This is a genomic window from Geofilum rhodophaeum (assembly GCF_002210225.1).
GTDB classification, from domain to species: Bacteria; Bacteroidota; Bacteroidia; order Bacteroidales; family Marinilabiliaceae; genus Geofilum; species Geofilum rhodophaeum.
Genome location: NZ_MWUJ01000001.1, coordinates 564604 through 577691, shown reverse-complemented (window position 1 = coordinate 577691; position 13088 = coordinate 564604). Strand labels below are relative to the sequence as shown.

Genomic DNA, 13088 nt, shown 5'->3' with positions numbered 1-13088 from the left:
GCAGCTACCATTATACCCTTTACAGCTACGACCATAGTAACCGCCTTGTGGCCACCATACCCCCTGAGGGCATCGACTACATTAATACAGACGATGCCGGAGATATGCAGCGCGTGCCGCTGCATATGCAAGCCGACAGCCATGGCAGCAACAACGGTATGAAATCCCGCTATACGCACAACAGCCTTTTCACCCTAAGCTACGAGTCGCCCGATGAAGGCCGCACGGAATTCTTCTATGACCAGGCCGGCCGCATCCGATTCTCGCGCGATGCCGTTCAAACCGCCAAAGCAGACGCACCCAGTCCGGTGTACGAGCTTAACTACACCCTTTATCACGATGAGACCGGACGCATAACAGAGGTAGGCGTCATGAGTGAACCCAAGGGGTATGTTGAAGAGAAGATAGAAGAGATATGTGACGTAAAGCAATACGATCCCACAAGCGGACAACTCATAGTAGATGCCAGTGGTAATCCCATCTACGGTTGCCGCACCCTCACCAGCTATATACCTCACGGTATATTGGACATCAATACCAGCGACCACCGCTTCCCGGCTAACCACATAGCCGCCCATTACAACAATCTGGAATGGGCCGGAACCCAGGATGCCGTGCGCCGTGAGCAAACCTGGTACGTCTATGACCAGCCCCAGCTTGAACTGGCCGGTTATCAACAAAAGCATACCGATGGCCGTCTGACTAAAATGTACAACAACCATGGAGCTACCTATTTCAGCTACGACGTTCACGGGCGCGTTGTGTGGGCCGTACAGGAGATCAACATTGCTGGACAGGTAAAATACCTTACAGTCGATTATCAGTACAGCGCGCTCACCAGTCGGGTAGAGCAAATCCTTTTCCAGAAAGACACCCCCGGTGAGACCTTTGCGCACCGTTATCTCTACGATGCCGATAACCGCCTGTTGCAGGTTCTGGTAAGTCGAACCCCCGATGATACCGGCAGCTGGACCAAAGTAGCCGGTTATGAGTACTACCTGCACGGCCCCTTAAAGAACACCCAGCTGGGCGATTATATCCAGAAGGTGGACTATGTCTATAACCTCAACGGATGGCTCAAGGCCATTAACAACCCTGCAGGCGGCATTATGTCGGAGGACGATGCAGGCAAAGGCTTTGCTTCAGACGTATTTGCCCAGGCACTTGGCTATTACGAGGGCGACTACAACAGGGCAGGTACCGGGCTGGTGCCAGGAGGCACCAGCACCACGGGGACAAGTGAAGACAATCCCCCAACGCCGCCATCTCGCATTGAGCTAGGTTCAGATGATCAACCTGCAATCCCAAGCCAGGTCCAAGCCCTTTCCGGCGCCGTAAACCTTTATAGCGGAAACATCAGCAGCAGCGTAACCCGCACCGCCTTCAGTCAGGCCGGGGTAAGCAATGGCGGTGATGTAATGGCCCAAACCTACCGCTATGACCTGCTCAACCGCTTTGTAAGCAGCAGAGCCGCCACGGGCGAGAGTCTGGATGCCGTATTGGGCATGAGCGGCAGCGATTATGCCGTAACGGTCGGTTACGATGCCAACAGCAACATCACCGATTTGAATCGTACCATGGCACAAGGCCANCAGTCAGGCCGGGGTAAGCAATGGCGGTGATGTAATGGCCCAAACCTACCGCTATGACCTGCTCAACCGCTTTGTAGGCAGCAGAGCCGCCACCGGCGAAAGTCTGCAAGCCGTATCAGGCATGAGCGGCAGCGACTATGCCGTAACAGTCGCTTACGATGCCAACAGCAACATCACCGCCTTGAGTCGTACCATGGCACAAGGCCTACAGCTCGACCAGATGACCTATAAATATGCCACGCAGGTAAAAGAGGGTCAGGTGTTCAAGCTCAATAACAGCTTGTCNAAGCCAGGTCCAAGCCCTTTCCGGCGCCGTAAACCTTTATAGCGGAAACATCAGCAGCAGCGTAACCCGCACCGCCTTCAGTCAGGCCGGGGTAAGCAATGGCGGTGATGTAATGGCCCAAACCTACCGCTATGACCTGCTCAACCGCTTTGTAGGCAGCAGAGCCGCCACCGGCGAAAGTCTGCAAGCCGTATCAGGCATGAGCGGCAGCGACTATGCCGTAACAGTCGCTTACGATGCCAACAGCAACATCACCGCCTTGAGTCGTACCATGGCACAAGGCCTACAGCTCGACCAGATGACCTATAAATATGCCACGCAGGTAAAAGAGGGTCAGGTGTTCAAGCTCAACAACCGCTTGTTGCACATCAACGATGCCGTGAGCACCCCTGATATAGCCACAGATATGGAAGACCAGGGCAGCTTTAGTCTGACCAACCCTCAGAGCTGGAACTATCAGTACGATGCCAACGGACGCATCATCAGCAACCGCCACGATGGCNATCAGGCATGAGCGGCAGCGACTATGCCGTAACAGTCGCTTACGATGCCAACAGCAACATCACCGCCTTGAGTCGTACCATGGCACAAGGCCTACAGCTCGACCAGATGACCTATAAATATGCCACGCAGGTAAAAGAGGGTCAGGTGTTCAAGCTCAACAACCGCTTGTTGCACATCAACGATGCCGTGAGCACCCCTGATGTAGCCACCGACATGGAAGACCAGGGCAGCTTTAGTTTAACCAACCCTCAGAGCTGGAACTACCAGTACGATGCCAAGGGGCGCGTTATCAGCAACCGCCACGATGGTGTAGCCCTGATAGAGTACAACGCCTACGGCAAAGTAAAACGTGTAGTTCCCACCGACCAGAGTCGCCCAACGCTCGAATACACCTACGATGCTACGCAGCAGCGACTGAGCAAAAAGGTGATAGACGCAGATGGCAGCACAACGGCCACCTACTATGCCTACGATGCCATGGGCGTGCCAATGGCCACCTACACGCATCAGGAGACCGGCCAAGCCAGCACCCTTACCCTGAACGACTTTATGTTGTACGGCAGTGGCCGATTGGGCAGCTACCAGGTCAACGAACCCGCCGGAGGCACCGTCTCCGTGCCCTTATTGGCCGCCAACCTGCGCTTTGAGCTCACCGATCATCTGGGCACAGTACGCGCCGTAGTCACCGGACAAAAAGCTGGCACAGGTAACNCGATGCCATGGGCGTGCCAATGGCCACCTACACGCATCAGGAGACCGGCCAAGCCAGCACCCTTACCCTGAACGACTTTATGTTGTACGGCAGTGGCCGTTTGGGTAGCTACCAGGTAAATGAACCCGCCGGAGGCACCGCCCCCGTGCCCTTATTGGCCGCCAACCTGCGCTTTGAGCTCACCGATCATCTGGGCACAGTACGCGCTGTAGTAACCGGACAAAAAACTGGCACAGGTAATGCAGAAATTGTATCTTTGACCGATTACTACCCCTATGGCATGGATATGCCAGGCCGTAGCTTCCAGTCAGAGGCCTACCGATACGGCTATCAGGGCAGTGAGCGCGACCCCGAAATGTCGGGCGGCGCAGGCTACACCACTTTCTTTAGAGCCCTCGACCCCAGAATAGGCCGTTGGCTCACTNAGCTGGCACAGGTAACGCAGAAATTGTATCTTTGACCGATTACTACCCCTATGGCATGGATATGCCAGGCCGTAGCTTCCAGTCAGAGGCCTACCGATACGGCTATCAGGGCAGTGAGCGCGACCCCGAAATGTCGGGCGGCGCAGGCTACACCACCTACTTTAGAGCCCTCGACCCACGCATTGGCCGCTGGCTCACCCCCGACCCGAAAGTGTTCCCGTGGCAAAGCCCGTACGTTTCGATGGATGGGAATCCGGTGACGTTGATTGACCCGTGGGGAGCAAGTACCGGAGGGGGTGGAAAAGAGAATAGCCATCAGACCAAAGGTGGTAATGGTAATGGGCCAATTCCTTGTCCCGGAGATAAGAGTAGCACTACACCTACTTTAACAGCAGCGGATCTAAGCATCATGGGCATAAGGCAGAATCTGATTCAAGATCTTGCGTCAAAGACTGATGCGATAAGTGTTGTTAACAATTTTTTCCCTGACTTAGTAACCAGTGAACTTCGTATGGCACAAGGGAATTTGGAATACGAAAGCAATGTTAATATGTTAGCAAGATTTGGCAATTGGTTAGATAGTAGTCTTTATGGAAGCGGATCTTATACCGATTGGAATGGTGAATTTTCATTTCAATTTTACAGAAAGGCTGGAGGTGATGGTCAATCCATTCATGTAAAGGGGAATCCCACCTTGTGGGATGTGGATGAACTTCCGTTTACGGGGGGACTAGGCCCTAGAGGGGGGAGAGGGATTGGTTACATTGGGCGCTACAACAAGAATTGGGCAACTGACCTAATAGGCTTGTTGAATCCCAGAGTAAGCATTGGTTCTTTTTCGAGTGGAGATAGATTTATGGATATGGCCATAAAGGCGGTGAAAGGAGAGCGTGAAGCTGAAAATAAACCGGTGATAAAAACCGCCAATGGTGTTACCGAGGTTTGGTATTTGGATAATGAAGTAATGCGTATCTCTACAAGGACTCCCGGAACAAGTAGAGACGTAGAGAAGGATTCCATCGTTTCATATAAAGGAGTTGTGGATTCCCTTTTTACGAAATCTGAGGGGTGGAAAACTAGACTTCATACGAAGAAACCGAATACCGATTATATATGGCAAGAAAATTATGAGGAATAGAAAGACATAGAATGAAAAAGTTTATTTTTTTGGGGTTAATCATGTTTTGTGTTTCATGTTTTCATGTAACCAAGGACGCTGTAACGTACGAATCTGAAGAAGAGGCGGTGTTTAATACGACGATTAATTCATTAAAAGAAATTGCCCAAGTCTCAGAGAATAGGACGACGATTGATTCAATGCAAGAACATTCCGGATTCTCAAAGGTTTTTGGTCAGTTTAATTGGGATGTTCCATTAGATGATTTGAAAAGGGTGATTGCAATTGCCGATTCTTCATTAACGACTCAGCAAATTGATAGTATATGTGTAGAATACTATTATAACTGTAGTAAATCTATTCATGACTTTATAAGCGATGACAATAAAGAGTTAATCGTTTATCGTCTTTCAAGGGAGAATGTTAATAGAGTAGGGTATCCAATATTAATTGGAGACAATAAGGCCGTTACAATTAGTCATTATCTATCATTTTTGCGCGCCCATGTCTTTCAGCAGTATCCCTTTGCTTTGTTCTTCGAAAAGAAGGAATCCTCATGGGAAATTGTAGAACAAAGGATACTCATTTATTGAAGATTGGAACTGCTGTGCTTTATGCTTATTTGACATATTTGGGGCGACTTATATGGCTGGTTGGTTTTGGAAGACAGAAATGGCTGTTGATGTGAAAAGAACGATGTCGAACGGGTCGAAACACATCGAAATGACTGGCGTAGCAAGTTTTATGTGACCCTTAACAACAAATTATAGATACATGAAAAAGTATGTTTTTTTGGTTTTGTTTGCTTGCGTTGTCTCATGTACGAATACTGCCACTGATAAAGTAACAGATGAGGAAATGATATTTAATATGATGCTCGAAACCCTTAAAGATGATGGGGTTTCAAACGTTTTCGGTCATTTCTATTATGGCGTTGATTTGCGAGTGTTGAAAAGAGCTTTTGAATTTGCTGATCCTACCCTGACAACTGATGAAATAGATAGTTTATGTGCAACTTATGATTATAAATGCAGTACCTCTATTCATGACTTGCTTAATGAAAACTTTGAAGATTTGATTGTATATCAGACCCCACAAGAAAACTATTGTGTTCTTGGGTATCCTATTGTTATTAGTGATAATAAAGCTGTAATAATAAGCGAACTCCTCAAGCATATAGAAGACTATTCGTATAAGCAAAATTATCTTGCAATTGTTTTTGAAAAGAAGGACGGCGTGTGGGAGATTTTTGAAATGGGTGTAATTGAAATGGAGGACTGACCTCCACCCAAATGTCGTTATAGCTGTTGTTTGACGGACTAACACCAACCATTAGTGTTTTTCAAAGTTCAAGAGGTTTTGCAATAAGATCCGCATACAATGGTTTTGTGCCAAAGGATGCGTCCTGGTTTTAGCAAGGATGANAAAGTGTTCCCGTGGCAAAGCCCGTATGTTTCGATGGATGGGAATCCGGTGGCGCTGATTGATCCCTTAGGAGATAAATCTGTAGATCAAAAGACAGCAAATTCTGGCGGAGCTGAGAAGGGGGATACCTATAAAGACAATAACGGTCGAGTTTTTCAAAATAGAGGAGAAGGTCTTGGATGGCAGGAGATTACACCGCCTTCTGCTACCGCCAATACTCCTGCGAATAATGGTTTTAGGAATATTGCTGGCCAAACTCAAGACGGAAAAAGCTGGATGCAGATAATTGTTGATTGGATAAGAGATCATGATCCTGTAATTTATGGCTATACAATTATTGATTATAGTGCACAAGCAGAAGAATATAGGAGAAGTTTTAAGGAACATCAAATTTTTTCTTTGCCAGGGGTGCCATACGGTTATCTTGATAAGAGTATAATGTTTAGTTATCCTGGACATGGTAAAATTGGCAGAGGAGTAACATTTAATACTAATATGGCTTCTTCCGCTGATAAAGCAGCGTCAATGATTGATAATGCAATTTCTCGACCAGCAGTAAATGTTGCAACAGATAATGACATTATTATGCAAGTGGAGAATACGAATAAAGAACTCATGAATGAGGGCAAAATTGTTGAGAATAAAAGCAAAGCGGCAAATATTGTTGAGCAGAAGAAAGATGAAATAGATGAAGTGAAGGTTATAAGTAAAAAATCATTTATTGATTCGTCAAATAATATTTATCAAAAAGTCCTATATTCAGATGGAAAAGTCAAGTACTTTTTTGGACATATGTTTTATGGAGGGAAAAGAGAGCTAAAAGAAGATCCTGGAGTGTTTGATGAATAAGAGATAAAATAATATGCATAAATTTAATAAAGTGTTAATTGGAAGTTTAGTCTTGCTTTTTATTAATGTTTCATGTAGTAAGACTAAGAAAGAGTACTTTGATGATGGGTCTCTGAAATATTTATATCATATAAAGGACGATATACCTCATGGAGAATTTAAAAGCTTTTTTGCTTCAGGTGAATTAGAAAGTATCGGTATTCTAAGAAATGGTGTGAAAGTGGGTGAATGGATATGGTACCATGAAAGCGGAAATGTTCAGAATAGAAGCTTTTATAAGGAAGGAAAACTTAATGGTGACTATATAGATTTCTATCCAAATGGAAGTAAGAAATTGGCAGGATTTATGGTGAATAATTTGAGAGATGGTGAATTTAGAGAATATTATAACAACGGTATTGCTAAATCAATCCAGTTCTATAAGGCCGATAAACAAAATGGTTACTACAAATCGTTTTATATTGATGGACAGTTGAAGATGGAGGCATTTATGAAAAATGATAAAACGATATACTATGAAAAGTATAATGAGAAAGGAGGTTTAATTGACACTTATAATAAGGTGACCATTAAAAAGGAAGCTTCTTTCAATAGCGATACCATTAAATTTGAAATAAAAATTTTTGGAGACTTAAAAGAATATGAGTCATGTAATATTTATGTTTATGAGCAAGATATGAGAGATAGGGGAGATTTTAGATCCCTATTAGTTTCAACTAAATTGAATAAAGTTTTTGTTGAACTTGAGAATCCAGCTGGAGAAGAATATAGAAAAGAAGTAATGAATTTTACGAAATTAGATTTGAATAATAATATGGTTTGTTATACGGTGAATAATTCTAGGGAATTTAAGTATCATGGGGAATTAGTCTTGTCTTATAGGAAGAATCGGGATATTATCGATGTTTCATATCCTTTTGTTTTAGAGCATTAATTTACTTATGGCAAACTGATAGAGTGTAAATTACACTCTATCCAAATTAAAAATTATATTAATTTTGGACACTATGACAGAACAGAAATAGGAGAGTTCTGAAGGGGCGATGCGTGACTTAGCATTATTTAAATTGCTAAGAGGAAATCGCGCAGTTCGTTTTCCATCGTAAGCGGTAAATATCGTGAGATATGCCAACACCAAGGCATTCTAAAACAGTGTTTGAATTATCCTTCATCTTAAAGGAGGTTTTCCGTGTCCTTTAGCAAATGATATCATCAACGAGAAACATTAAAGCCACCTATTCGCGGTGGTTTTTATGTTATTACCTAAACGGCAATCCTCAGCGCGTATAAATTACCTAAAACGGCCAAAAGCGGTTTTTCAGAAATTCACTTTCCCATCTAATAAATCCTTCATGCGTTTTTTAGTAAGCATCGAATTAATAATTTTAATCAGGGCGCTTTTTTCATCATCATCCAGCTGATTAATAAGCATGAGTTGCTCGTTCAGTTCATGGTTTTGAAGCTCTACCACGGAGTTTTCATTGTCATTTAAAAGATTGTCGGCACTTACGGCAAAGACCTTCATGCCGACAAAGCCCTGTATGATCAGCAAAAAGCCGATTGTGAGAACCTGCCTGCCCGTATGGCAGCCGCTGGCAAAGACCTGGCCGATTATGCCCAGCGCGAAACCATGGTTATGGAAGTACTGGCCCGCATTTATCCCGGAGGCGATCAAATCGACTATTGTCTGGCGCGCTGCCGCGAGATAATATTAGAAACCAAGCACCTTCATTTAGGTGACCTGCGCCGCNAACTGCTACCACTTACCGATAAAAAACGATACCACCCTGTTTCTGGATTGTAAAGGCGGACACGTTGACTCTGCAGCCCTTTCTAGACAAGGCAATGTACACTACAGCCAACAAAACACTTTTTTTGTAGAAAAGATGATATATGGAGATTTTATAGTGAATCGAAAATATTCCTTTGAAATTGGAGGAAGGACAAAAAATAAAAAGCAAATAGCCAACCTCCATGATGCATTTATTGTAACAGACAATACAGAATTTGGCTTTGGTAACAAAATCCCATTATGGCTTTTGGGATTCCTATATTAGAGCGGTACTAAATTCTGCCTCCTTGTAGCTTGCTTTACCTGGCTCCGACAAAGGGGGTTTCGGTAGCGGGCCAGCCGGTTGCTGCCTGTACTTGTTCGGGCAGGGTGGTGGCGGCCTGGTGTCCTTCAAAGTCGGCCGATATGGCCTGGTCTTTAATCAGGAGGGGGCCGTGGTAGTTGTCGAACAGGAGACTGTTGTCTTCAAAGTAGTGGTAGACGGCCGTGAAGTCGGAGGGTTGCATAAAGCTTCTTTGGCAGTTCTCTTCTGAGGCTGCCGGGGTCCAGAGCAGCAGGGGCGCCTGGTTGCCTTCGCTTTGCTTCACGTACACGTTGTTGTTCATGGCTTTGAGGGTGGGACTGGTCAGGCGATCGCACATTGCGGCGGGTTGCCATACGTGGACCATGGGCCAGTCGTAGTTGCGGGTCTGTATCATCAGGTTGTTGACAAAGACATGGTTTTCGCGGGCATCAACGGCAGGACCGGTTCGTATGTGCCAGCCAAAATGGTCGGTTTCGTCGCCTCTTTCGTTCCGGCCAAAGGCTACGCGACTGTCGATAAAGGTGTTGTTGTATATCTCGGCGTCGTCGCTGTTGAGAATCAGCATGCCCTGGTTGTTGTTGACAAAGGTGTTACCTGCGACCAAAACGCCACTGGAGATTTCAAAGAATAAGCCGTTGCTGCTGGGCCAAACCTGATCTTTGCGGAAGGGGCCCTCGGGACTGCCCACGTTTTCGATGCGGTTGTTGACAAAGACGCCATCTTCGTTGCCCACGTCGAACCATAATCCGTTGGAGTTGGGGTGGTTGGTGATGAGGTTTTCACGGGCCACCACGCGGTGGCTTTGGTTGAAGATTTTTACCGCGGCCGGAAAGAAGCCGGTCCAGTTTTCAATGTTGTTGTGGGCAAAGATGTTGCGTTCGAGCAATACGTCGTTGGAGGCAACTACGTACAAGCCTTCGGTGTTGGTGTCCTCGATGCGACAGTTGCGCATGATCATATCGTTTCCGATGGCAAATATGCCAATACGGAAGCACTTGGTAAAGGAGCAGTTGTCAAAAACGGTGCCCACAACATCGGTTCCATGCTCGTGTTCTGCGGAAATACCCTGGGGATAATAACCGTCGATGTGTACCATGGTGTCGGGGTACTGTTGTATGTCCAGTCCCCGGATGATGGGACCCTTCCCGTCGTTTTGTTTGCCGTGCACTTCAGCAACCGTACGAAAGATGGCTTTACGGAAGGCGGTGATTTCTACCAGTTGGCCGGTGGGATTGTTGCCCAAATAGATGCGGCCGGCTTCGTAATCAACAAAATAGGTGTCGTTGGTGAGTTCGGCAATGCTGCCGACCGACTGCAGGTAGTCGCCGTTGATGAAAATGCCGTCGTTGTTGAAACGGTGCAGCGGGGTGAATTCCAGATTGTGCTCCGGTACCCACCAGGGTTCGGGCTGGCCGGGGAAAAGGTGGGCCCATTGGGTAAACCAAACGTCGTCTTCGTTCTGTTCCCAGTTTTCTGCAACCAGGGTGCCTTTAAGAACGGGTTGTTCATCGCGGTAGGGCTGGATGGTAATGCCCTGGTTAAAGGTGAGATTGCCGGTGCGGTAGGTGCCACCACGAAGTATAATGGCGTCGCCGGTGCTGACGCGGGCTATGGCCGACTCAATGGTGGTGGGCGCTTCAATGGTGGTGCCTTCGGCTGAGGGATCTCCTTCGGGTGCGGCATAATAGATGGCGCCGCTTACTTCGGGCAGTTCGTAGACCATAGGTATGGGGCCGTAAACCAGTTTTTTAACTTCAGAGGCTTCAGGGGCTGTTTGACAGCTGTTGCCGAAGAGGGTCAACATTAGTGTGAGGCACCAAAGCGCCAAAGACTTCAATTTTTTCATTTGGATAGTTGTTGTTTAAACAGTGGTAAAAGCTTAATGAGTAGTAATATATGAATTTTATCGGATGGTTTTGTTTTTTATTAAAATTTCCCCTTCTGGTAAATTTTAATAAATTTGCTGTCACCTTATTATACTACGCGAATGACTGATCAGAAGAAGAAAAAAACGCTGCTGAAGAAGCTCAGAGATAAATATCGCCTGGCCATCTTTAATGAGCAGAGTTATGAGGAGCTGTTTGTGATGCGCCTTTCGCGATTGAATGTGTTTACGGCAGCCGGCACTATTGCGGTATTGTTGGTCGTTTTGGTAACGCTGCTGATCGCCTTTACCGGTTTGCGGGAATACATTCCGGGTTATCCCGATGCTCAGCAGCGCTTGTTGATTGTTCGAAATGCCCAGCGGGTGGATTCGCTGCTGGTGGAGATCAATAAAAGGGATCAGTTTATCAACAGCTTTAAGGCCATATTGCATGGTGAAATGCCCGATGATTCTGCGCCGGACGATGCTGCGCAGCCGGTAACGAACAGTGTTGCGCCTGTCCCTGAATTTTCTCGTTCTGAAGCGGATTCTCTGCTTCGCGCCCAGGTAGAGCGGGAGGAGCGATTTAATCTGTCGGCCAGAGAAAGTCCCCGACGTGCCGTGGCCCTGGAAAGCGCCTTTTTTGTTAGTCCCATTAAGGGCATGGTGGTGAATGGCTTTGGGGAAACCAAGGGGCATTACGGGGTGGATATTGTCTCTGCTCCAGGGGGGCGCGTTGCCGCGGTGATGGACGGCATGGTGGTGTTTACCGGTTGGACGGTGGAAACGGGCTATGTGGTGCAGGTACAACATCCCAACAACCTGATATCTATTTACAAGCACAACGAAATTATATTGAAAGAAGTGGGACAGTCTGTAAAGGCTGGTGAGGCCATTGCCCGGGTGGGCAATTCCGGGGAACTAACCACCGGTCCGCACTTGCATTTCGAGTTGTGGTACAACGGGGTACCTTTAAATCCCACCGACTACATTTCTTTCTGAGTTGGCTGCTTGCTGCTAAACCTGAACAAACTATGTTGAAACGTATTGCCATTTTGGGATCTACGGGTTCCATTGGTACGCAAGCCCTTGAAGTGGTGGATGCGCATCCCGATCGCTTCTCGGTAGAAGTGCTTACGGCCAACAATAATGTGGATTTATTGGCCACCCAGGCTTTAAAGTATCAGCCCAATATGGTGGCTATTGGAAATGAGGCGCTTTATCCACAGCTGAAAAGTCTCCTGGAACCTGAGGGCATTAAGGTCTTTGCCGGTACGGAGGCGATTGCCCAATTGGCGGCGGTATCTACCAACGATATGGTGTTGACCTCGATGGTGGGTTTTGCGGGCTTGTTGCCGACGGTCCGTGCTTTGGAAGCCGGCATTTCCGTTGCTCTGGCCAACAAGGAGACCTTGGTGGTGGCCGGTGAGCTGATTATGGATTTGGCACGGCGTAAGGGGGTGCCCGTATTGCCGGTCGATTCGGAGCATTCTGCCATTTTTCAGTGTTTACAGGGGGAAGCCGAAAACCCGGTGGAAAAAATTTTGTTGACCGCTTCGGGCGGGCCTTTTCGGGGTAAGAATGTGGATTTTTTACGTAAGGTTACGCGCTGTCAGGCGCTGAACCATCCCAACTGGAAGATGGGCGATAAGATCACCATCGATTCGGCTTCGCTGATGAATAAAGGACTGGAGGCTATAGAAGCACGCTGGCTTTTTAATGTGCAGCCCAAGCAGATCGAAATTGTGGTGCATCCGCAATCTATTGTGCACAGTATGGTGCAGTTTTCTGATGGATCCATAAAAGCCCAGATGGGCTTGCCCGATATGCGTCTGCCCATTCAGTATGCCTTGGGCTACCCGGAGCGCTTACCCAATAGTTTTCCCCGCTTCAATTTCATGGATTTTCCGGCGCTGACTTTTGAGCAGGCCGATGTGGCTGTGTTTCGCAACCTGGCTATGGCCTATGAGGCGATGGAAAGAGGGGGCAATGCACCCTGCGTGTTGAATGCGGCCAACGAGGTGGCCGTTGCCGCTTTTTTAAAGGGGAAGGCAGGTTTTGTAGAAATGTCGACGATTATTGAACAAACCCTGGCCCGGGCCAGTTTTAAATCCGATTGCAGTTTTAACGATTATGTTGAGAGCGATCGCGAAGCGCGCGAGCTGGCCACGTCGCTGGTGCGTTAAAAAACACTATCTTTGCAAGCTATTATTAAACA

General features: G+C 47.0%; 9 protein-coding genes. 7 read left to right on the top strand and 2 right to left on the bottom strand.

The annotated features are described in order from the left end of the window. Positions 1-3550 precede the first annotated feature (3550 nt). From B4W65_RS02110 to B4W65_RS02090, 5 genes are all read left to right on the top strand, one after another. Positions 3551-4657, top strand: a complete 1107-nt coding sequence (locus B4W65_RS02110) for an RHS repeat-associated core domain-containing protein (protein ID WP_146697683.1) — start codon at positions 3551-3553, stop codon at positions 4655-4657. 11 nt (positions 4658-4668) lie between these two features. Beyond that, positions 4669-5229: a hypothetical protein gene (locus tag B4W65_RS02105; protein WP_088653438.1), complete on the top strand. Its 561-nt coding sequence runs from the start codon at positions 4669-4671 to the stop codon at positions 5227-5229. Positions 5230-5410: 181 nt separating this feature from the next. Next, positions 5411-5917: a hypothetical protein gene (locus B4W65_RS02100; protein ID WP_088653437.1), complete on the top strand. Its 507-nt coding sequence runs from the start codon at positions 5411-5413 to the stop codon at positions 5915-5917. A gap of 177 nt (positions 5918-6094) precedes the next feature. Further along, positions 6095-6910, top strand: a complete 816-nt coding sequence (locus B4W65_RS02095) for a hypothetical protein (protein WP_146697682.1) — start codon at positions 6095-6097, stop codon at positions 6908-6910. 13 nt (positions 6911-6923) lie between these two features. Then, complete coding sequence (locus B4W65_RS02090; protein ID WP_088653435.1) at positions 6924-7844, top strand: toxin-antitoxin system YwqK family antitoxin; 921 nt, start codon at positions 6924-6926, stop codon at positions 7842-7844. Between the two features lie 384 nt (positions 7845-8228). On the opposite strand, the gene B4W65_RS17410 is transcribed toward B4W65_RS02090, so the two are convergent. Beyond that, positions 8229-8585 (bottom strand): hypothetical protein, encoded by a 357-nt coding sequence (locus B4W65_RS17410; RefSeq protein ID WP_205741195.1) that lies wholly within the window; start codon positions 8583-8585, stop codon positions 8229-8231. Positions 8586-9001: 416 nt separating this feature from the next. Then, complete coding sequence (locus tag B4W65_RS02075; protein WP_088653433.1) at positions 9002-10852, bottom strand: right-handed parallel beta-helix repeat-containing protein; 1851 nt, start codon at positions 10850-10852, stop codon at positions 9002-9004. A 141-nt stretch (positions 10853-10993) separates the two neighbouring features. Between B4W65_RS02075 and B4W65_RS02070 the strand changes: the two genes are divergently transcribed. Continuing rightward, the gene (locus tag B4W65_RS02070) at positions 10994-11872 is read left to right on the top strand and encodes a M23 family metallopeptidase (protein WP_088653432.1); all 879 of its coding nucleotides are present in this window, start codon (positions 10994-10996) and stop codon (positions 11870-11872) included. A 32-nt stretch (positions 11873-11904) separates the two neighbouring features. Continuing rightward, entirely contained in the window at positions 11905-13056 is a 1152-nt protein-coding gene (locus tag B4W65_RS02065; protein ID WP_088653431.1) for a 1-deoxy-D-xylulose-5-phosphate reductoisomerase, read from the top strand. Positions 13057-13088: the final 32 nt, after the last annotated feature.

What these genes read in the sequence shown, in the direction of transcription:
- B4W65_RS02105 (WP_088653438.1), top strand. Translation starts at nt 4,669, where the DNA reads ATGAAAAAGTTTATTTTTTTGGGGTTAATCATGTTTTGTGTTTCATGT.
- B4W65_RS02100 (WP_088653437.1), top strand. Translation starts at nt 5,411, where the DNA reads ATGAAAAAGTATGTTTTTTTGGTTTTGTTTGCTTGCGTTGTCTCATGT.
- B4W65_RS02095 (WP_146697682.1), top strand. Translation starts at nt 6,095, where the DNA reads ATGGATGGGAATCCGGTGGCGCTGATTGATCCCTTAGGAGATAAATCT.
- B4W65_RS02090 (WP_088653435.1), top strand. Translation starts at nt 6,924, where the DNA reads ATGCATAAATTTAATAAAGTGTTAATTGGAAGTTTAGTCTTGCTTTTT.
- B4W65_RS02075 (WP_088653433.1), bottom strand. Translation starts at nt 10,852, where the DNA reads ATGAAAAAATTGAAGTCTTTGGCGCTTTGGTGCCTCACACTAATGTTG.
- B4W65_RS02070 (WP_088653432.1), top strand. Translation starts at nt 10,994, where the DNA reads ATGACTGATCAGAAGAAGAAAAAAACGCTGCTGAAGAAGCTCAGAGAT.
- B4W65_RS02065 (WP_088653431.1), top strand. Translation starts at nt 11,905, where the DNA reads ATGTTGAAACGTATTGCCATTTTGGGATCTACGGGTTCCATTGGTACG.